Raw genomic sequence first — 20,044 nt, 5'->3', positions numbered from 1 at the left:
CCCAGATCACAATCCACCGCCAGCGCCCAAACGGGCGCTTTACGCGTTTCGGCGCCGGGGTTCCGGGCGGGGCAGGCGCTTCGGCCTCCTAGCTGCTCAACCGCGTTGGTCTTGTTGCAAGGACATTGCCCGAGGAGGAAGCGGGTGGGGTTCGAGAAGGGTCAGGCCTTCGGGCGGGGTGCATCCACGGAGGGTGCCGAGACCTTGCTTGATCTCTTCCGCCGTCCGGTCGACGGCGTGATCGATCAGCTGTTCGGGGTTGCTCAGAAGGCCCTCGATGCGCTGGGATGTATTGTCGAGCCGGGTTTCCAGCTTGTCCAGCCGGGCAGAAATCTTCTGCGCGGCCTCGGAGGTCGTCTCGCCGCTTCCCGCGCGCAGCGCGGCCAGATCGCCTCGCAAGCCGACCAGCTCCGAGGTCATGGAGCCCAACTCTTCGCGCAGTGGGTCAACCGATACCAGGGTGCGTGCGAAGCTGCTGGTGATCCCCTCGATGCGATTGCCGAGCTGCAGCGCGAGGAAGAGGCAGAGGGCGACGAGGATCAGCGTCGCGTTGAGAAGCGCCAGCAGCAAGGTCCTAATGGTTTTGCCGAAACTCCGCTCGGGCATGGGATGTCCTCCTCGGGATCGCCGAAGATTACCCTAGGGAGCGCCGGGCGGCCTGGCAATCGGGTGAGCGGACTGGCGCGGCGGTCGGTCGGGGGAGGCGGTCCCTTTGCGCCAAGCGGCCGCCCCGCTTGCGCGGAGCGGCCGATCAGCGTGGTCAGAGGCCAAGGCTCCTTGCGTCCGGGACGCAGCCTCGAGCGCTTACGACACGACGTCGAGCAGGCGGCCCTTCAGCTGGCCATCGCTGTCGTCGGTGTAGATCAGCGCGCGGATACGCGCGACCTGCTCCGGCGTCAGCACGGTAAGGTCTGCCTCCGGGGCAAGCGTCTCGACGCGGGACACCTCCGCCGGGGTGAGGGCCGGAGTGACGTCGTCGCCGAGCGCCGCCAGCTGCGCGCGGATGTCCTCATCCGTGCTTGCACCATTGATGATCGCGAGCGCATCTCCGCGCTGATCGCCGGTCATCATCATCACTTGCTCGGCCGGCAGGTATTCCTCGATCTGCGCCATTTGCTCGGTAGAGAAGGTGGTCGGGGCCGAGTCGCGCATGGCGATGGTCTCAATGCCTTCGCGCTTCTGGGTATCCGATCCGCCGCTGTTGGCGATGGCCATGGCCTCGATCACCTGTTGGTCGGTGAGCATCATGACATCCACATCGGGAGCATAGGTGTTGATCAGGGTCGATTGCTCTTCGGTCGCGGCGAGCGCGCCGGTGGCAAGAACCGAGGTCAGGGCGGTGACGGCAAGAAAGCGTTTCATGGAAAGTCCTCCGTAAAACTATCTGTGTTGGGCTGCGACATGCGCTGCAGCAGGTCGCTTCTGGTCCGTCAACACGCTGATTGCGCAGCGCGTTCCCGGAAACTGGTGGCACAAATTTGTGTGTGTAGGGTCCTGATGAGGTTGCGCAGCCGCCGATCGGCCCCACACACGCGCAAACGGGTTCGGGCGACATGGGTTCCGTCACGTCGGCTGGCAATGGGTCAGGATTTCGTTTTGCGCGGCGGGGGTTGCGTGAACACTGTGGCATGCGGAGCGGCGGACTCCGCTTGTAACGGCGCGCGGCAGGGCGTATACGACCCGCCAACCGAGGAATTCCCGCAAGGCAGACCTGCATGACCAACCCGCTCCAGTTCATTCAGCAGACGCGGTCCGAGATCGGCAAGATCGCCTGGCCGACCCGTCGCGAAGTGATCCTGACCACAGTCACCGTTTTCGTCATGGCGACGCTGACGGCGATCTTCTTTGCGCTTGTCGATATCCTGATCCGCACCGGCCTGCAGGACCTGCTCTCCTTCTTCGGCTGAGCATTGCGCGGGCGCGCGGGGCGCGCCCGGCTTGGGGGCTCTGCCCTCGTCCGCCGCTGGCGGACACCCCCGGGATATTTCCGCCTAGAAGAAGCCTTGAAGATACGGCACCGCGTCGCCGCGGTGCCCAAGCGGAGACATTCGGGGCCGGGCCTTGAATTCGGGACCCAGTGGGGGTAGTGCACAGACCACTTCCCAAAGCGGGCGTGCAGCGATTCGGTTGCACGCCGGTTTTCTTTTGGGGCGGGACGCATCGGCGCCCCGGGTATAGCACGCCGGAATGGCGCGCATCTGAACGGACGGCCCCTTCGGGCGGTCAAGGTAACGAAGAGGGGCCAGATGGCGAAGCGGTGGTATTCGGTGAGCGTTCTGTCGAACTTCGAGAAGAAGATCGCGGAACAGATCCGTCAGGCGGTTGCCGAGCAAGCGCTTGAGGACCAGATCGACGAAGTTCTCGTGCCGACCGAGGAGGTCATCGAGATCCGCCGCGGCAAGAAGGTCACGACCGAGCGCCGCTTCATGCCCGGCTACGTGCTGGTGCACATGGAAATGTCCGACCGGGGCTACCACCTGGTCAACTCGATCAACCGTGTGACCGGTTTCCTTGGCCCGCAGGGCCGCCCGATGCCGATGCGCGACGCCGAAGTTCAGGCGATCCTCGGCCGGGTGCAGGAAGGCGAGGAAGCGCCCCGGACTCTCATCCACTTCGAGGTGGGCGAGAGGGTCAAGGTCAACGATGGCCCCTTCGAGGGCTTCGACGGCATGGTCGAGGGTGTCGACGACGACAACCAGCGCCTGCGCGTCTCGGTGTCGATCTTCGGCCGGGAGACCCCGGTCGAACTGGAATTCACTCAGGTCTCGAAGCAGGGCTGAGCGTTTCGGCGGGGCTTGCCCCGCCTTTCAGGTGGGAGGCGAGGGCAGCGCGCTGTCCGGACCAGACCACACCAAGCACCCCCTCGCGAACGCGTTCGTGGGGATTTGGATAAAGGAGAGGCCACATGGCCAAGAAACTTGCTGGCAAGATGAAGCTGCAGATCCCTGCAGGCAAAGCCAACCCGTCGCCGCCCGTCGGCCCCGCACTGGGTCAGCGCGGCATCAACATCATGGAATTCTGCAAGGCGTTCAACGCCAAGACGCAGGACATGGAAGTTGGTGCACCCTGCCCGACCGTCATCACCTACTATCAGGACAAGTCCTTCACCATGGACATCAAGACGCCCCCCCGCGTCTTACTACCTGAAGAAGGCAGCCGGTCTGAAGCCCGTCGGCAAGCGCAACCGTCCGCGCGGTGCCGAGAAGCCCGGCCGTGAGACCATTGCAACCGTCACCGTCGCTCAGGTCCGCGAGATCGCCGAAGCGAAGATGAAGGATCTGTCGGCAAACGACGTCGAACAGGCAATGCAGATCATCCTTGGCTCGGCCAAGTCCATGGGCATCGAGGTGAAATAAGATGGCTAAACTCGGAAAACGCACCCGCGCCGCCCGTGAAGCCTTTGCCGGCAAAGAAGAGCTGAGCGTCGAGGACGCAATCGCTCTGATCAAGGCAAACGCCTCGGCCAAGTTCGATGAGACCGTCGAAATCGCGATGAACCTCGGCGTCGATCCGCGCCACGCTGACCAGATGGTCCGCGGCGTTGTCGGCCTGCCGAACGGCACCGGCAAGACCGTGCGCGTCGCCGTCTTCGCTCGTGGCGCCAAGGCTGACGAAGCCCAGGCCGCAGGCGCTGACATCGTTGGCGCAGAAGACCTGATGGAAACCATCCAGGGCGGCACTATCGACTTCGACCGCTGCATCGCGACCCCGGACATGATGCCGATCGTCGGCCGTCTGGGCAAAGTGCTCGGCCCGCGCAACCTGATGCCGAACCCGAAGGTCGGCACCGTGACCATGGATGTCGCCCAGGCCGTCAAGGACGCCAAGGGTGGCCAGGTCCAGTTCAAGGTCGAAAAAGCCGGCGTGATCCACGCGGGCGTTGGCAAGGCGTCCTTCGACGATGCCAAGCTGGCCGAGAACGTGCGCGCTTTCGTCGGTGCTGTCGCCAAGGCGAAGCCGACCGGTGCAAAGGGCACCTATGTGAAAAAGATTTCGCTCAGCTCCACCATGGGCCCGGGCGTGTCGGTGGACGTGACCTCGGCCAACGTCGAGTGATCTGACCCGATCTGATTGCGAAGGCCCCGCCGGAAACGGCGGGGCCTTTTGCGTTTCGGGTGGTGTCAGCGCAGGCGGTCGGCGCTGCGCAGGACGAGGAAGGAAGCCTTGAAGCAGAGCGGGCCGACAATTAGCGACAGCACGAAGGCGACCGGCCAGGCGGCGAGCCAGTGATGCATCCAGACCGAGGTCCATCCGGCCGCGAAGTGCAGCGGGATGGCGCTGAAGATCAGGGTCATCAGAAAGGACATGCAGCCCGAGATGAAGAGCTGTGCGAGAATGAGCGTGGAACGGGACGTGGTCATCGGGTCTCCAGTGGCGACGTGCAAAGGGCAGGGCACTAGGAGGACCGATCCGTTCGGGACACTCCACGCGCCCCGGGTGAGCAGGGCGCCGCGGGTTCGTGGAACGACTAACTCCCGCATGAAGCGGTGGCCGGGCTAACCAACCGGCCTGACGTTTTTCGGCTCCGATGCACTTAGGGTCCCGGTGGCGGCCGGTCAAGTCTCCAGGCGGGTGCCTGTTCGATTGCATCTTTCTGAAGCGGTGGTAGGATGCGCGCTTCCGCCGCGGGGTGCTTCTACCCTTGGCAAGGGGCGCAAAACCCTTTATGCGGAGCAGACGAGGGCAGCGCACGATTCGTCGCGGCCCTCGATTTCGTCCGAGACGGTGGGTAGGTGATCGGTCAGCTGACCGAATATCCTTAAATCCTGCCTGAGACGGGAAGAGACATAACGTTCCGGGCCGATGTGCTCCGGTGGCGCGATGTGACGACCCGATCGGACCTTGAGGCCGGGGAGACCCGGCAGAACGAGCCGGAGGGGTCGAATCCCCTCCATAACTTGGAGTGAAACTGTGGATAGAGCCCAGAAAGAGAAAGTGGTCGAGGAACTCGGCCAGATCTTTGAAAGCTCTGGCGTCGTGGTGGTTAGCCGCTACGAAGGTCTCACGGTTGCCGAGATGACGGATCTTCGTGCCCGCGCCCGCGCGGCAGACACGTCGGTTCGCGTCGCCAAGAACAGGCTCGCCAAGATCGCTCTGAAGGGTACCGGCTGCGAGAGCATCGCCGACTACCTCGAGGGCATGACCGTTCTGACCTACTCCGAAGATCCCGTGGCAGCCGCCAAGGTGGTCGAGGACTTCGCCAAGGCAAACTCGAAATTCGAGATCCTCGGCGGTGCAATGGCAGGAACGGCTCTGGACCGGGCCGGTGTCGAGGCCGTGTCGAAAATGCCGTCGCGCGAGGAGCTCATTGCCTCCATCGTCGGCTGCATCGGCGCACCCGCTTCGAACATCGCCGGCGCGATTGGCGCACCTGCATCGAACATCGCATCGATTCTCTCGACCATCGAAGAGAAAGCTGCGTAACGGCACCCACCAGATCTTCGTGGGGTTGAAGACCTACACGTTGGAACACATCTAGCTAAACGGAATACGTAAAATGGCTGATCTGAAAGCACTTGCTGAGCAAATCGTTGGTCTGACGCTGCTCGAAGCACAAGAACTGAAAACCATCCTCAAGGACGAGTACGGCATCGAGCCCGCAGCTGGCGGCGCAGTGATGATGGCTGGTCCGGCAGCTGGCGGCGACGCAGCAGCTGAGGAAGAGAAAACCGAATTCGACGTGATCCTCAAGTCCGCTGGCGACAAGAAGATCAACGTGATCAAAGAAGTCCGCGCCATCACCGGCCTGGGCCTGAAAGAAGCCAAAGAGCTGGTGGAAGCAGGCGGCAAGGCTGTCAAAGAAGGCGTGTCGAAGGACGAAGCCGAAACGATCAAGAAGCAGCTCGAAGAAGCTGGCGCCGAGATCGAAGTCAAGTAATCGTCCCCCGGGGCAACCCGGTACGATCGAAAATTTGGCTGGATCCGGAGAAATCCGGGTCCAGCCGAACCCGTCTCAGCAAGGCCCTTTGGATAGGGCTTTTCTAAGGCGAGTTCCAGGATCGGGAGGCTTCTGGTGGGACAGGAGCCAGGAATGGATCGGAACACTGCCGTCTCGGATGGATGTGCCGCTGGTGCCCGACAGCACGCGCGTCCAGTGAGAAGCGAAAGGTGAACAGACCTATGGCGCAAAGCTTTCTTGGCCAGAAACGTCTCCGCAGATATTACGGTAAAATTCGCGAGGTTCTGGAGATGCCGAACCTCATCGAGGTTCAGAAAAGCTCCTACGAACTCTTCCTGAAGTCCGGCGACCAGCTCCAGCCCACCGACGGCGAAGGCATCATGGGCGTCTTCCAGTCGGTCTTCCCGATCAAGGACTTCAACGAGACCGCCGTGCTCGAGTTCGTAAACTACGAACTGGAAAAGCCCAAGTACGACGTCGAAGAGTGCATGCAGCGCGACATGACCTACAGCGCGCCGCTGAAGGTGACCCTGCGCCTCATCGTGTTCGATATCGACGAGGACACCGGCGCCAAGTCGGTCAAGGACATCAAGGAACAGGACGTCTTCATGGGCGACATGCCCCTGATGACCCCGAACGGGACGTTCATCGTGAACGGCACCGAGCGCGTGATCGTGTCCCAGATGCACCGTTCGCCGGGCGTCTTCTTCGACCATGACAAAGGCAAGACCCACAGCTCGGGCAAGCTGCTCTTCGCCTGCCGCATCATCCCCTACCGCGGCTCGTGGCTCGACTTCGAATTCGACGCCAAGGACATCGTCTTTGCACGCATCGACCGCCGCCGGAAGCTCCCGGTCACGACCCTGCTCTATGCACTGGGTCTCGACCAGGAAGCGATCATGGATGCCTATTACGACACCGTGTCCTACACGCTGCGTCGTGGCGAAGGCTGGGTGACCAAGTTCTTCCCCGACCGGGTGCGCGGCACGCGCCCGACCTATGACCTCGTGGATGCGGACACCGGGGAGATCATCGCCGAGGCCACCAAGAAGGTGACCCCGCGCGCGGTGAAGGCCCTGATCGACGAAGGCAAGGTCAAGAACCTGCTGCTGCCTTTCGAGCAGATTGTCGGCAAGTTCGTCGCCAAGGACATCATCAACGAGGACACCGGCGCGATCTACGTCGAGGCCGGCGACGAGCTGACCTGGGAAGTCGACAAGGACGGTGACGTCACCGGCGGCACCCTGAAAGAGCTGGTCGACGCGGGCATCACCGAGATCCCCGTTCTCGACATCGACAACATCACCGTCGGCGCTTACATGCGCAACACGATGGCGCAGGACAAGAACATGGACCGCAACAGCGCGCTCATGGACATCTACCGCGTCATGCGCCCGGGCGAGCCGCCGACCGTCGAAGCCGCCTCGTCGCTGTTCGACACGCTGTTCTTCGATTCCGAGCGTTACGACCTTTCGGCCGTGGGCCGCGTGAAGATGAACATGCGCCTCGCGCTCGACAAGCCGGACACCCAGCGCACGCTGGACCGCGACGACATCGTCAAGTGCATCAAGGCGCTGGTCGAACTGCGTGACGGCCGTGGCGAAGTGGACGACATCGACCACCTCGGCAACCGTCGCGTCCGTTCCGTCGGCGAGCTGATGGAAAACCAGTACCGCGTCGGCCTGCTCCGCATGGAGCGCGCGATCAAGGAACGCATGTCGTCGGTCGAGATCGACACCGTCATGCCGCAGGACCTGATCAACGCGAAGCCCGCCGCGGCTGCCGTGCGCGAGTTCTTCGGCTCGTCGCAGCTGTCGCAGTTCATGGACCAGACCAACCCGCTCTCCGAAGTGACGCACAAGCGTCGCCTGTCGGCCCTCGGGCCGGGCGGTCTGACCCGCGAACGCGCCGGCTTCGAGGTGCGCGACGTGCACCCGACCCACTACGGTCGGATGTGCCCGATCGAAACGCCGGAAGGCCCGAACATCGGTCTGATCAACTCGCTGGCCACCTTCGCCCGCGTCAACAAGTACGGCTTCATCGAGACCCCGTATCGCAAGGTGATCGATGCGAAGGTGACCGACGAAGTCCAGTACATGTCGGCGACCGAGGAAATGCGCCACACCGTGGCGCAGGCCAACGCGACGCTGGACGAGGAAGGCCGTTTCGTGAACGACCTCGTCTCGACCCGCCAGTCCGGTGACTACACGCTCGCGCCGCGCGAAAGCGTCGACCTGATCGACGTCTCGCCGAAGCAGCTGGTCTCGGTCGGTGCCTCGCTCATCCCGTTCCTGGAAAACGACGACGCCAACCGCGCACTGATGGGCGCGAACATGCAGCGTCAGGCCGTGCCCGTACTGAAATCCGAGGCGCCGCTGGTCGGCACCGGGATCGAAGAGGTCGTGGCGCGCGATTCCGGCGCGGCGATCATGGCCAAGCGTGGCGGCGTCATCGACCAGGTCGATGCGCAGCGCATCGTGATCCGTGCGACCGATGGACTCGAGCCGGGTGACCCGGGCGTGGACATCTACCGCATGCGCAAGTTCCAGCGTTCGAACCAGAACACCTGCATCAACCAGCGTCCGCTGGTGAAGGTGGGCGATCTGGTCGGCAAGGGTGAAGTGATTGCAGACGGCCCGTCCACCGACATCGGTGAACTGGCGCTCGGCAAGAACATCATCGTCGCCTTCATGCCCTGGAACGGCTACAACTACGAAGACTCGATCCTCATCTCCGAGCGCATCGCGCGTGACGACGTCTATACCTCGATCCACATCGAGGAATTCGAAGTTGCCGCCCGCGACACCAAGCTCGGGCCGGAAGAGATCACCCGCGACATTCCCAACGTCGGCGAGGAAGCCCTGCGCAACCTCGACGAAGCCGGTATCGTGTATATCGGTGCGGACGTGGAACCGGGCGACATCCTCGTAGGCAAGATCACTCCGAAGGGCGAAAGCCCGATGACGCCGGAAGAGAAGCTCCTCCGCGCCATCTTCGGCGAAAAGGCCTCGGACGTGCGGGACACCTCGCTGCGCGTGAAGCCGGGCGACTACGGCACCGTCGTGGAAGTTCGCGTCTTCAACCGTCACGGTGTGGAAAAGGACGAACGTGCGCTTCAGATCGAGCGCGAGGAAGTCGAACGTCTGGCCCGTGACCGGGACGACGAGCTGGCGATCCTCGACCGCAACATCTACGCGCGTCTCAAGGACCTGATCCTCGGCAAGACCGCGGTGAAGGGCCCGAAAGGCGTCCGTCCGAACGCGGAGATCGACGAAGAGCTTCTCGAAAGCCTGAGCCGCGGCCAGTGGTGGCAGCTCGCTCTGGCCGAAGAGGCAGACGCGCAGATCGTCGAGGCCCTGCACGAGCAGTACGAGGCGCAAAAACGCGCGCTCGATGCCCGCTTCGAGGACAAGGTCGAGAAGGTCCGCCGTGGCGACGACCTGCCGCCGGGCGTGATGAAGATGGTCAAGGTCTTCGTCGCGGTGAAGCGCAAGCTGCAGCCGGGCGACAAGATGGCCGGTCGTCACGGGAACAAGGGCGTGGTGTCGCGCGTGGTGCCGATCGAGGACATGCCGTTCCTCGCAGATGGTACCCCGGTCGACTTCTGCCTCAACCCGCTGGGCGTGCCGTCGCGTATGAACGTCGGTCAGATCCTCGAGACGCACATGGGCTGGGCCGCACGCGGTCTCGGCATCCAGATCGAGGAAGGCCTGCAGGAATACCGCCGCTCGGGCGACCTGACGCCGGTGCGCGAGGCCATGCGCCACGCCTACGGTGCCGAGGTCTACGCCGAGGGCATCGAGGGCATGGACGAGGTCGCGCTGATCGAAGCCGCTTCGAACGTGACCCGCGGTGTTCCGATCGCGACGCCGGTCTTCGACGGCGCCAAGGAAGCAGACGTGAACGACGCGCTGACGCGTGCAGGCATCGCCCAGTCCGGCCAGTCCGTGCTGTTCGATGGCCGCACCGGCGACCAGTTCGCGCGTGAGGTGACGGTGGGCGTGAAGTACATGCTCAAGCTGCACCACCTTGTCGACGACAAGATCCACGCACGTTCGACCGGCCCGTACTCGCTTGTGACCCAGCAGCCGCTGGGTGGTAAGGCGCAGTTCGGTGGCCAGCGTTTCGGGGAGATGGAGGTCTGGGCTCTGGAAGCTTACGGGGCCGCCTACACCCTGCAAGAAATGCTGACCGTGAAGTCGGACGACGTGGCGGGCCGGACCAAGGTCTACGAAAGCATCGTCAAGGGCGAGGACAACTACGAAGCGGGCGTTCCCGAGAGCTTCAACGTGCTCGTGAAGGAAGTCCGCGGCCTCGGCCTGAACATGGAACTCCTGGACGCGGAGGACGAGGAATAACGGCCCATCCGGCCACCGCGCGGGGCGCAAGCCTCGCGCGGCTCCTCTCTCCAAGCCCTGTCATTTAGGAAGACGACATGAACCAGGAACTGACGAACAACCCGTTCAATCCGCTGACCCCGCCCAAGGTCTTCGACGAGATCAAGGTGTCGCTGGCATCGCCCGAGCGGATCCTCTCGTGGTCTTACGGCGAGATCAAGAAGCCCGAGACGATCAACTACCGCACGTTCAAGCCCGAGCGTGACGGTCTCTTCTGCGCGCGCATTTTTGGTCCGATCAAGGACTACGAGTGCCTGTGCGGCAAGTACAAGCGCATGAAGTACCGCGGCGTCGTCTGCGAAAAGTGCGGCGTCGAAGTTACCCTCCAGAAAGTGCGCCGCGAGCGCATGGGCCACATCGAGCTCGCAGCTCCCTGCGCGCACATCTGGTTCCTGAAGTCGCTGCCCTCGCGCATCGGCCTCATGCTGGACATGACGCTGCGTGACCTCGAGCGCGTGCTGTACTTCGAGAACTACGTGGTGATCGAGCCGGGCCTGACCGACCTCACCTACGGCCAGATGATGACCGAGGACGAGTTCCTCGACGCGCAGGACCAGTACGGTGCCGACGCGTTCAGCGCCAACATCGGTGCCGAGGCGATCCGCGAGATGCTCGCCGCCATCGACCTCGAAGCCGAGGCCGAGCAGCTGCGTGCGGACCTCAAGGAAGCCACCGGCGAGCTCAAGCCCAAGAAGATCATCAAGCGTCTCAAGGTCGTGGAATCCTTCCTCGAGTCGGGCAACCGCCCCGAGTGGATGATCCTGACCGTGATCCCGGTCATCCCGCCCGAACTGCGCCCGCTGGTGCCGCTCGACGGTGGCCGTTTCGCGACCTCGGATCTGAACGATCTGTACCGCCGCGTGATCAACCGGAACAACCGCCTCAAGCGCCTGATCGAGCTGCGCGCCCCGGACATCATCGTCCGGAACGAAAAGCGTATGCTTCAGGAAGCCGTCGACGCGCTGTTCGACAACGGCCGTCGTGGCCGCGTCATCACCGGCGCCAACAAGCGTCCGCTGAAGTCGCTGTCCGACATGCTGAAAGGCAAGCAGGGCCGCTTCCGTCAGAACCTTCTGGGTAAGCGCGTCGACTTCTCGGGCCGTTCGGTCATCGTGACCGGTCCGGAACTCAAGCTGCACCAGTGCGGCCTGCCGAAGAAGATGGCGCTCGAGCTCTTCAAGCCCTTCATCTACTCGCGGCTGGAGGCCAAGGGCCTGTCCAGCACCGTGAAGCAGGCGAAGAAACTGGTGGAGAAAGAGCGTCCGGAAGTCTGGGACATCCTCGACGAGGTGATCCGCGAGCACCCGGTTCTGCTGAACCGCGCGCCGACGCTGCACCGTCTGGGTATCCAGGCGTTCGAACCCCAGCTGATCGAAGGCAAGGCCATCCAGCTGCACCCGCTCGTCTGCTCGGCGTTCAACGCCGACTTCGACGGTGACCAGATGGCCGTTCACGTGCCGCTGTCGCTCGAAGCGCAGCTTGAGGCGCGCGTCCTGATGATGTCCACGAACAACGTGCTGTCGCCCGCAAACGGCAGCCCGATCATCGTTCCGTCGCAGGATATGATCCTCGGCCTCTACTACACGACCATCATGCGCGAAGGCATGAAGGGCGAGGGGATGAAGTTCTCCAACATCGAAGAGGTCGAGCACGCCCTGACGGCTGGCGAAGTGCACCTGCACGCCAAGATCGAATGCCGCGTGAAGCAGATCGACGAAGAGGGCAACGAGGTCGTCAAGCGTTACGAGACGACCCCGGGCCGCGTGCGCCTCGGCGCGCTGCTGCCGATGAACGCCAAGGCGCCGTTCGACCTGGTCAACACGCTGCTGCGTAAGAAGGACGTTCAGAAGGTCATCGACACCGTCTACCGCTACTGCGGTCAGAAAGAGTCGGTCATCTTCTGCGACCAGATCATGTCGATGGGCTTCAAGGAAGCGTTCCGCGCTGGCATCTCGTTCGGCAAGGACGACATGGTCATCCCCGACAGCAAGTGGACCCTCGTCGAGGAAACTCGCGACCAGGTGAAGGACTTCGAGCAGCAATACCTCGACGGCCTGATCACCCAGGGCGAGAAGTACAACAAGGTCGTGGACGCCTGGTCGAAGTGCAACGACAAGGTCACCGACGCCATGATGAACACCATCTCGGCGAACAAGCGCGCCGAGGACGGGTCGGAAATGGAGCCGAACTCGGTCTACATGATGGCCCACTCCGGTGCGCGTGGCTCGGTCACCCAGATGAAGCAGCTGGGCGGGATGCGCGGCCTGATGGCGAAGCCGAACGGCGACATCATCGAGACCCCGATCATCTCGAACTTCAAGGAAGGCCTGACCGTTCTCGAGTACTTCAACTCGACCCACGGTGCTCGTAAGGGTCTGTCGGATACCGCTCTGAAGACCGCGAACTCGGGTTACCTCACCCGTCGTCTGGTGGACGTGGCGCAGGACTGCATCGTGCGCTCGCACGATTGCGGCACCGATCGCGCGATCACCGCGGAAGCGGCTGTCAACGACGGCGAAGTCGTCGCATCGCTGGCAGAGCGCATCCTGGGCCGTGTGGCTGCGGACGATATCCCGCATCCCGTCACCGGCGAGATCCTCGTCCGCGCCGGCCAGCTCATCGACGAGCGCATGGCCGACACGATCGACGAGGCGGCCGTGCAGTCCACGCGCATCCGTTCGCCGCTGACCTGTGAAGCCGAAGAGGGCGTCTGCGCCATGTGCTACGGGCGAGACCTCGCGCGCGGCACCATGGTCAACACCGGTGAAGCTGTCGGCATCATCGCCGCGCAGTCGATCGGTGAACCCGGTACCCAGCTGACGATGCGGACCTTCCACATCGGCGGCGTTGCCCAGGGTGGCCAGCAGTCGTTCCAGGAAGCCTCGCAGGAGGGTGTGATCGAGTTCGAGAACGCCTCGACCCTCGAGAACTCCATCGGCGAAACCCTCGTCATGGGCCGCAACATGAAGCTGCGGATCATGGGCGAGGACGGCAAGGAACGTGCGAGCCACAAGCTCGGCTACGGCACCAAGCTGTTCGTCAAGGAAGGCCAGTCGGTCAAGCGCGGCGACAAGCTGTTCGAGTGGGACCCCTACACCCTGCCGATCCTGGCGGAGTCGGATGGTATCGCGAAACACGTCGACCTCACCGCAGGTGTGGCTGTCCGCGACGAGACCGATGAAGCGACCGGCATGACCCAGAAGATCGTGATCGACTGGCGTGCGGCTCCGAAGGGCAACGAGCTCAAGCCCGAGATCATCCTGATGGATGCCGACGGCGAGCCCGTGCGCAACGCGGCCGGCAACCCGCTGACCTACCCGATGTCGGTGGATGCCATCCTGTCCTGTGAAGAAGGTCAGGAGATCAAGGCCGGTGACGTTCTGGCGCGTATCCCGCGCGAGGGCGCGAAGACGAAGGACATCACCGGTGGTCTGCCGCGTGTGGCCGAACTCTTCGAGGCGCGTCGTCCCAAGGACCACGCCATCATCGCCGAGATCGACGGCTACGTGCGCTTCGGCAAGGACTACAAGAACAAGCGCCGCATCGCGATCGAGCCGGTCGATGACACGCTGGAGCCCAAGGAGTACATGATCCCCAAGGGCAAGCACATTCCGGTGGTCGAGGGCGATTACGTCCAGAAGGGCGACTACATCATGGACGGCAACCCGGCGCCGCATGACATCCTGGCCATCATGGGTGTCGAGGCTCTGGCGAACTACATGATCGACGAAGTCCAGGACGTCTATCGACTGCAGGGCGTGAAGATCAACGACAAGCACGTCGAGGTCATCGTCCGCCAGATGCTGCAGAAGTGGGAAATCCACGACTCCGGCGACACCACGCTGCTCAAGGGCGAGCACGTGGACAAGGCGGAGTTCGACGCGGTCAACGAGAAGATCGAGAAGAAGGGCGGCCGTCCGGCCACCGGCGAACCGATCCTGCTCGGCATCACCAAGGCGTCGCTGCAGACCCGCTCGTTCATCTCGGCGGCCTCCTTCCAGGAGACCACCCGCGTCCTCACCGAGGCTTCGGTGCAGGGCAAGAAGGACAAGCTGGTCGGCCTCAAGGAGAACGTCATCGTGGGCCGCCTGATCCCGGCGGGCACCGGTGGCGCGACCCAGCGGGTGCGTCGCATCGCGACCGAGCGCGACAACAAGGTGATCGAAGTGCGCCGCGAGGAGGCCGAACAGGCCGCACTCCTGGCCGCTCCCGACACCTCGTCGAGCGACGTGATCGGTGGCGACGAGTTCGACACGCTGGTCGTGGACACGCCGGAAAGCCGCGAGTAATCGCGCGCCTCACGGCGAAAAGCTTCGGGCCCCCCGCACCTCGGTGCGGGGGCCTTTTCGTTTGGCGGGCAGGGGAGGGGGCTCTGCCCCCGGCCTGCGGCCTCCCCCGGGATATTTCCGCCTAGAAGAAAGGCGGGGCCAGCGCGGCGCCCGTGCATTTTGCGGATGGTGGCGGCGCGGGGGCGGTGCTAGCGATTTGCCCATGAACCGCTTGTCCGACAATGGCCGCGGCATGCTCCTGATGATCGGGACCATGGCCGCCTTCACCTTCAGCGATGCCTGCGTGAAGGCGATCGGGACCGCCCTGCCTCTGTCGCAGGTGCTGGTGCTGCGGGGGATCGTCGCGAGCCTCTTCATCGCCTGGATGGCCGCACGCCTCGGCGCCTTCCACCACCGGCCTGTGCCGCGCGATGCGGCTCTCATGCTGCTGCGCGGGCTGGCCGAATGCGGCTCGGCCTATTTCTTCCTGACCGCGCTGCGCAATATGCCGCTGGCCAATGCCACGGCGCTTTTGCAGATGCTGCCGCTGACGGTGACGCTCGGGAGCGCGGTCTTCTTCGGCGAGCCGGTGGGCTGGCGGCGCTGGCTCGCCATCGCTGGCGGTTTCTGCGGCATGCTGCTGATCGTGAGGCCCGGAACCGAGGGGTTCAATGCCTACACGATCGATGCGCTGCTGGCCGTCGCCGCGGTCACCCTGCGAGACCTGGCGACGCGGCGCCTGTCGCCGGCCCTTCCGAGCATGCAGGTCACGCTGTCGTCGTCCGTGCTGGTCATGCTCTTTGCCGCGGGCTGGTCGCTGGGCGAGGACTGGCAGCCGCTCGACGTGCGGCTTGCGGCGCTTATGCTGGGCACTTCGCTGCTCATCGTCATCGGCTATACGCTCAGCGTCATGGTGATGCGGGTGGGCGATGTCGGTTTCGTCGCGCCCTTCCGCTATACCGGCCTGCTCTGGGCCCTGCTGCTGGGGCTGGTGCTCTGGGGCGAGTTGCCGCAACCGATGACGCTTCTTGGGGCGGCGGTCATTGTCGCGATGGGCAGCTTCACGCTCTGGCGCGAGCGGCAGCTGCGGCGGACGGAGGTGCAGGATCAGGTCGCGGCGGCGGGGGCGAAGACGCGGCGCACGTGATCGGCGTCGATCGCGAAGAGGCGCTTCATCTCGGCCTCCCCCGCGGCATCGAGCCGGGGCAGGGAGATGGGTCTTACATGCGCTTTCTGGCGTGAATCGTTGTGATCATTGTGCCCGCGCAAATACATCGGGCGGTCGGTGAAGCTGAGCGTCGGCATGAACTGGAGGAGCTTGTTGTGCCCGAAGTTCATGATGCTCTGGCGCACGCCCGGCGCGATGGCCACGGCCTGAGCCACGCCCCAGAAGGGGGTCACGCAGGGTTCGGCGCAAATCCCTTCGGCGTCGGGACGGGCGACATAGCCGCGGTTCCAGTCTAGCGCCACCAGCCGGTGCTTGGCGCGCAGGGCGGAGATGTCGAGGGCGGCGGTGCGCAACTCCTCGACGAAGCCCACCGCGACAGCGTCGTCATCGTCGTGGCGGAACTGGAGACAGGGTTGCGACATATCGCGCGCGGCATTGATCACCTGCTGGCAGACCTGACGATGCGGCCCGGGCGGGCGGCTGACGATCCGGGCCTGCGGAAAATCCCTGAGAAGGGCCTGCAAGCGGTCAAGGTAGGGCCGCGGCATGGCCTCGCCCACCAGCACGAGGAAGGTGAAGCGCGGATCGGTCTGGGCCTTGAGCCCGGGCAGGCAGATGCACTCGAAATGGCGCAACCTTTCCTCCATCCGCGAAGGGCTGTAGAGGTAGGCGATGCGGTCCTCGAGGGTCTCGTGCTCGACCTGGAACCCGCCTTCGGCGGGAAAGGAAAATCGGCACAGGCCAATGATCTGCATGGGGCGGCTCCGGCGTGACAGGTCCCGCCCATGCTTGGCATCGCGCCCCCGCGCAGGCAAGTGTCCGGCGGCAACCCGGGCGGGCGCGGTGGCCGGGGCAGGGCTTGTTGACAAGGACAGCGACTCCCCCTATACGCCCCTCAATCCGGCGGAGGCCTCAGTGCGCCCGCCGCATTCTACAGAACTACAGTGGTCAAGATCGGCGTCCCTGGCCCCGATCCTCTGCAGACCCACCGCGACGTCACCCGTGCCCGGGGGCGTATGCGGTTTTTGCGTCGTTTGTGGGGTATCCCCCTGCGGTCTTCGGATCTTCGGCGCATCACCGGTGACCCGCGGACGCGTGGGGCGCCTTGTCGATTGAACCGCATGGGGGGCTCCCCCTTGCACCACATATGTGAGAATTACGGGGAACAACCCATATGCCCACGATCCAACAGCTGATCCGCAAGCCGCGGCAGCCGAAAGTTAAACGTTCGAAGTCGCAGCACCTCGAGCAGTGCCCGCAGAAGCGCGGCGTCTGCACCCGCGTCTACACCACCACGCCGAAGAAGCCGAACTCGGCAATGCGTAAGGTGGCCAAGGTGCGTCTGACCAACGGCTACGAAGTCATCTCCTACATCCCGGGTGAATCGCACAACCTGCAGGAGCACTCGGTTGTGCTCATCCGCGGCGGCCGTGTGAAAGACCTTCCGGGCGTCCGTTACCACATCCTGCGCGGTGTTCTGGATACCCAGGGCGTCAAAGACCGTAAGCAGCGTCGCTCGAAGTACGGCGCGAAGCGTCCGAAATAAGAGGATACATAAATGTCTCGTCGTCACGCCGCTGAAAAACGCGAAGTCCTGCCCGACGCCAAGTATGGCGACCGGGTTCTGACCAAATTCATGAACAACCTGATGATCGACGGCAAGAAGTCGGTCGCAGAGCGCATCGTCTACAATGCCCTCGACCGCGTCGAGAGCAAGGTGAAGCGCGCGCCCGTGGAAGTGTTCCACGAAGCGCTCGACAACATCAAACCGGCCGTCGAAGTTCGTTCGCGCCGCGTTGGTGGTGCCACCTACCAGGTCCCGGTCGAAGTGCGCCCCGAGCGCCGTGAGGCCCTGGCCATCCGCTGGCTGATCGCAGCCTCGCGCGCCCGCAACGAGCACACCATGGAAGAGCGCCTTGCAGGCGAACTCCTGGATGCCGTGCAATCCCGTGGCTCCGCTGTTAAGAAGCGCGAAGACACCCACAAGATGGCCGACGCGAACAAAGCGTTCAGCCACTACCGCTGGTAATCTCCGGAAAGGCAGACCACCATGGCACGCGAATATCCCCTCCAGCGTTACCGCAACTTCGGGATCATGGCCCACATCGACGCGGGCAAGACCACGACGACGGAACGCATCCTGTACTACACGGGCCGCTCGCACAAAATCGGCGAGGTCCACGACGGCGCCGCCACCATGGACTGGATGGAGCAGGAGCAGGAGCGTGGTATCACCATCACCTCCGCTGCAACCACCACGTTCTGGCAGTGGCAGGAAGACCCGACCGAAGAAGGCACTTCGGACACCAAGTTCCGCTACAACATCATCGACACTCCCGGCCACGTTGACTTCACCATCGAAGTCGAACGTTCGCTGGCCGTGCTCGACGGTGCGATCTGCCTCCTCGACGGCAACGCCGGCGTGGAACCGCAGACCGAGACCGTGTGGCGTCAGGCCGACCGCTACAAGGTGCCGCGCATCGTGTTCGTCAACAAGATGGACAAGATCGGCGCCGACTTCTTCAACTGCGTGAAGATGATCAAGGACCGTACGGGCGCAACCCCGGTTCCTGTCAACTTCCCGATCGGTGCGGAAGACCAGCTGGAAGGCATCGTCGACCTGGTGACCATGGAAGAGTGGGTCTGGCAGGGTGAAGACCTCGGCGCATCCTGGGTGCGTCAGCCGATCCGCGACGAGCTGAAGGACCTCGCAGACGAGTGGCGTTCGCACCTCATCGAGAATGCTGTCGAGCAGGACGATGCGGCGATGGAAGCCTACCTCGAAGGCGAAGAGCCCGACGTTCCGACCCTGCGCAACCTGGTCCGCAAGGGCACGCTGTCGCTGTCCTTCGTTCCGGTCCTGGGTGGCTCGGCGTTCAAGAACAAGGGCGTGCAGCCCCTGCTCAACGCTGTGGTCGACTTCCTGCCCGGCCCCCTCGACGTTCCGCCGTACCTCGGCTTCTCGCCGGATGACGAGACCGAAACCCGGAACATCGAGCGTCACGCTTCGGACGAAGAGCCCTTCTCGGGCCTCGCGTTCAAGATCATGAACGACCCCTTCGTGGGCTCGCTCACCTTCACCCGTATCTACTCCGGTACGATGAAGAAGGGCGATTCGATCATGAACTCGACCAAGGGCAAGAAAGAGCGCATCGGTCGTATGATGATGATGCACTCGAACAACCGGGAAGAGATCGAAGAAGCCTTCGCAGGCGACATCATCGCGCTGGCCGGCCTCAAAGAGACCACCACCGGTGACACCCTCTGCGACGCTCAGAAGCAAGTGGTTCTCGAAACCATGACCTTCCCCGATCCGGTGATCGAGATCGCGGTCGAGCCGAAGACGAAGAACGACCAGGAGAAGATGTCCCAGGGTCTGGCCCGTCTGGCCGCAGAAGACCCCTCCTTCCGCGTGGAGACCGACCTCGAGTCCGGTCAGACCATCATGAAGGGCATGGGCGAACTTCACCTCGACATTCTCGTCGACCGCCTGAAGCGCGAGTTCAAGGTCGAGGCGAACATCGGTGCCCCGCAGGTGGCTTACCGCGAGACCATCGGTCACGAGGTCGAGCACACCTACACCCACAAGAAGCAGTCGGGTGGTTCGGGTCAGTTCGCAGAGGTCAAGCTGGTCATCAGCCCAACCGAAGCGGGCGAAGGCTACTCGTTCGAGTCCAAGATCGTCGGCGGTGCGGTTCCGAAGGAATACGTCCCGGGCGTCGAAAAGGGCATCAAGTCGGTCATGGACTCCGGTCCGCTGGCAGGCTTCCCGGTGATCGACTTCAAGGTCGCGCTGATCGACGGCAAGTTCCACGACGTGGACTCCTCGGTTCTGGCCTTCGAAATCGCATCGCGGATGTGCATGCGGGAAGGTCTGCGTAAAGCAGGCGCGAAGCTGCTCGAGCCGATGATGAAGGTCGAGGTGGTCACGCCGGAAGAGTACACCGGTTCGATCATCGGTGACCTCACCTCCCGCCGTGGCCAGGTGTCCGGTCAGGAGCCGCGCGGCAACGCTGTCGCAGTTCAGGCCTTCGTGCCGCTGGCCAACATGTTCGGCTACATCAACACCCTGCGCTCGATGTCCTCGGGCCGCGCGCAGTTCACGATGCAGTTCGACCACTACGATCCGGTTCCGCAGAACATCTCGGACGAGATCCAGGCGAAATACGCATAAGCAGCGGTGCGGGGCCCAGCCCCGCACCCTACCCCCCGTAGGGTGCGTGATCACACGCACCGCCACCGACCAAGGAGGCCATTATGGCAAAGGAAAAGTTTGAGCGCGGCAAACCGCACTGCAACATCGGCACGATCG

The 20,044-nt window shown here is 63.6% G+C and carries 15 protein-coding genes and 1 pseudogene; 12 read left to right on the top strand and 4 right to left on the bottom strand.

Features of this window, described 5'->3' with window-relative positions:
* Positions 1 to 96: 96 nt before the first annotated feature.
* Positions 97 to 570, bottom strand: coding sequence for a hypothetical protein (locus tag CLG85_RS24310; protein WP_260350183.1), 474 nt, complete (start codon positions 568 to 570; stop codon positions 97 to 99).
* 234 nt (positions 571 to 804) lie between these two features.
* Positions 805 to 1,362, bottom strand: coding sequence for a hypothetical protein (locus CLG85_RS24305; protein ID WP_095880756.1), 558 nt, complete (start codon positions 1,360 to 1,362; stop codon positions 805 to 807).
* 353 nt (positions 1,363 to 1,715) lie between these two features.
* Between CLG85_RS24305 and secE the strand changes: the two genes are divergently transcribed.
* The 4 genes and pseudogenes from secE to rplA all read left to right on the top strand — a co-directional run bounded on the left by secE (position 1,716) and on the right by rplA (position 4,056).
* Positions 1,716 to 1,907 carry a preprotein translocase subunit SecE gene (secE, locus tag CLG85_RS24300; protein WP_095880755.1) on the top strand — a complete coding sequence of 64 codons (192 nt, stop codon included), beginning with the start codon at positions 1,716 to 1,718 and terminating at the stop codon, positions 1,905 to 1,907.
* 339 nt (positions 1,908 to 2,246) lie between these two features.
* Complete coding sequence (gene nusG / locus CLG85_RS24295; protein WP_095880754.1) at positions 2,247 to 2,780, top strand: transcription termination/antitermination protein NusG; 534 nt, start codon at positions 2,247 to 2,249, stop codon at positions 2,778 to 2,780.
* 125 nt (positions 2,781 to 2,905) lie between these two features.
* Positions 2,906 to 3,356: pseudogene (rplK, locus tag CLG85_RS24290) on the top strand (50S ribosomal protein L11).
* 1 nt (position 3,357) lies between these two features.
* Positions 3,358 to 4,056 carry a 50S ribosomal protein L1 gene (gene rplA, locus CLG85_RS24285; protein ID WP_095880752.1) on the top strand — a complete coding sequence of 233 codons (699 nt, stop codon included), beginning with the start codon at positions 3,358 to 3,360 and terminating at the stop codon, positions 4,054 to 4,056.
* 65 nt (positions 4,057 to 4,121) lie between these two features.
* Here the strand turns inward: rplA and CLG85_RS24280 are convergent, their stop codons facing one another.
* On the bottom strand, positions 4,122 to 4,361 hold the full coding sequence (locus CLG85_RS24280; protein WP_095880751.1) for a DUF2798 domain-containing protein: 240 nt from the start codon (positions 4,359 to 4,361) through the stop codon (positions 4,122 to 4,124).
* A gap of 550 nt (positions 4,362 to 4,911) precedes the next feature.
* On the opposite strand from CLG85_RS24280, the gene rplJ reads away from it, so the two are divergent.
* The 5 genes from rplJ to CLG85_RS24255 all read left to right on the top strand — a co-directional run bounded on the left by rplJ (position 4,912) and on the right by CLG85_RS24255 (position 15,711).
* The gene (gene rplJ / locus CLG85_RS24275) at positions 4,912 to 5,424 is read left to right on the top strand and encodes a 50S ribosomal protein L10 (RefSeq protein WP_095880750.1); all 513 of its coding nucleotides are present in this window, start codon (positions 4,912 to 4,914) and stop codon (positions 5,422 to 5,424) included.
* 73 nt (positions 5,425 to 5,497) lie between these two features.
* On the top strand, positions 5,498 to 5,878 hold the full coding sequence (rplL, locus tag CLG85_RS24270) for a 50S ribosomal protein L7/L12 (RefSeq protein ID WP_095880749.1): 381 nt from the start codon (positions 5,498 to 5,500) through the stop codon (positions 5,876 to 5,878).
* Between the two features lie 242 nt (positions 5,879 to 6,120).
* A complete protein-coding gene (gene rpoB, locus CLG85_RS24265; protein ID WP_095880748.1) occupies positions 6,121 to 10,257 on the top strand; it encodes a DNA-directed RNA polymerase subunit beta in 4,137 nt (1,378 codons plus the stop codon).
* Positions 10,258 to 10,334: 77 nt separating this feature from the next.
* On the top strand, positions 10,335 to 14,585 hold the full coding sequence (gene rpoC / locus CLG85_RS24260) for a DNA-directed RNA polymerase subunit beta' (protein WP_095880747.1): 4,251 nt from the start codon (positions 10,335 to 10,337) through the stop codon (positions 14,583 to 14,585).
* Positions 14,586 to 14,787: 202 nt separating this feature from the next.
* Entirely contained in the window at positions 14,788 to 15,711 is a 924-nt protein-coding gene (locus CLG85_RS24255) for a DMT family transporter (protein ID WP_095880746.1), read from the top strand.
* Here the strand turns inward: CLG85_RS24255 and CLG85_RS24250 are convergent.
* On the bottom strand, positions 15,672 to 16,487 hold the full coding sequence (locus CLG85_RS24250; protein ID WP_095880745.1) for a putative rhamnosyl transferase: 816 nt from the start codon (positions 16,485 to 16,487) through the stop codon (positions 15,672 to 15,674). The two genes, CLG85_RS24255 and CLG85_RS24250, sit on opposite strands and share 40 nt — an antisense overlap.
* A 419-nt stretch (positions 16,488 to 16,906) precedes the next feature.
* Here CLG85_RS24250 and rpsL point away from each other — a divergent pair, with 419 nt between their 5' ends.
* Genes rpsL through fusA form a run of 3 tightly spaced genes read left to right on the top strand, consistent with a single transcriptional unit; the run spans position 16,907 to position 19,906 of the window.
* Positions 16,907 to 17,278 (top strand): 30S ribosomal protein S12, encoded by a 372-nt coding sequence (rpsL, locus tag CLG85_RS24245; protein WP_005862801.1) that lies wholly within the window; start codon positions 16,907 to 16,909, stop codon positions 17,276 to 17,278.
* Between the two features lie 12 nt (positions 17,279 to 17,290).
* Positions 17,291 to 17,761 (top strand): 30S ribosomal protein S7, encoded by a 471-nt coding sequence (rpsG, locus tag CLG85_RS24240; RefSeq protein WP_095880744.1) that lies wholly within the window; start codon positions 17,291 to 17,293, stop codon positions 17,759 to 17,761.
* Positions 17,762 to 17,782: 21 nt separating this feature from the next.
* Complete coding sequence (gene fusA / locus CLG85_RS24235; RefSeq protein WP_095880743.1) at positions 17,783 to 19,906, top strand: elongation factor G; 2,124 nt, start codon at positions 17,783 to 17,785, stop codon at positions 19,904 to 19,906.
* The last annotated feature ends 138 nt before the right edge of the window (positions 19,907 to 20,044 follow it).

It is taken from the genome of Alloyangia mangrovi (assembly GCF_002300555.2).
Lineage (GTDB): Bacteria > Pseudomonadota > Alphaproteobacteria > Rhodobacterales > Rhodobacteraceae > Salipiger > Salipiger mangrovi.
This window is presented reverse-complemented; position numbering and strand designations above follow the sequence as displayed.

What these genes read in the sequence shown, in the direction of transcription:
- CLG85_RS24305 (WP_095880756.1), bottom strand. Translation starts at nt 1,362, where the DNA reads ATGAAACGCTTTCTTGCCGTCACCGCCCTGACCTCGGTTCTTGCCACC.
- secE (WP_095880755.1), top strand. Translation starts at nt 1,716, where the DNA reads ATGACCAACCCGCTCCAGTTCATTCAGCAGACGCGGTCCGAGATCGGC.
- nusG (WP_095880754.1), top strand. Translation starts at nt 2,247, where the DNA reads ATGGCGAAGCGGTGGTATTCGGTGAGCGTTCTGTCGAACTTCGAGAAG.
- rplA (WP_095880752.1), top strand. Translation starts at nt 3,358, where the DNA reads ATGGCTAAACTCGGAAAACGCACCCGCGCCGCCCGTGAAGCCTTTGCC.
- CLG85_RS24280 (WP_095880751.1), bottom strand. Translation starts at nt 4,361, where the DNA reads ATGACCACGTCCCGTTCCACGCTCATTCTCGCACAGCTCTTCATCTCG.
- rplL (WP_095880749.1), top strand. Translation starts at nt 5,498, where the DNA reads ATGGCTGATCTGAAAGCACTTGCTGAGCAAATCGTTGGTCTGACGCTG.
- rpoB (WP_095880748.1), top strand. Translation starts at nt 6,121, where the DNA reads ATGGCGCAAAGCTTTCTTGGCCAGAAACGTCTCCGCAGATATTACGGT.
- rpoC (WP_095880747.1), top strand. Translation starts at nt 10,335, where the DNA reads ATGAACCAGGAACTGACGAACAACCCGTTCAATCCGCTGACCCCGCCC.
- CLG85_RS24255 (WP_095880746.1), top strand. Translation starts at nt 14,788, where the DNA reads ATGAACCGCTTGTCCGACAATGGCCGCGGCATGCTCCTGATGATCGGG.
- CLG85_RS24250 (WP_095880745.1), bottom strand. Translation starts at nt 16,487, where the DNA reads ATGCAGATCATTGGCCTGTGCCGATTTTCCTTTCCCGCCGAAGGCGGG.
- rpsL (WP_005862801.1), top strand. Translation starts at nt 16,907, where the DNA reads ATGCCCACGATCCAACAGCTGATCCGCAAGCCGCGGCAGCCGAAAGTT.
- rpsG (WP_095880744.1), top strand. Translation starts at nt 17,291, where the DNA reads ATGTCTCGTCGTCACGCCGCTGAAAAACGCGAAGTCCTGCCCGACGCC.
- fusA (WP_095880743.1), top strand. Translation starts at nt 17,783, where the DNA reads ATGGCACGCGAATATCCCCTCCAGCGTTACCGCAACTTCGGGATCATG.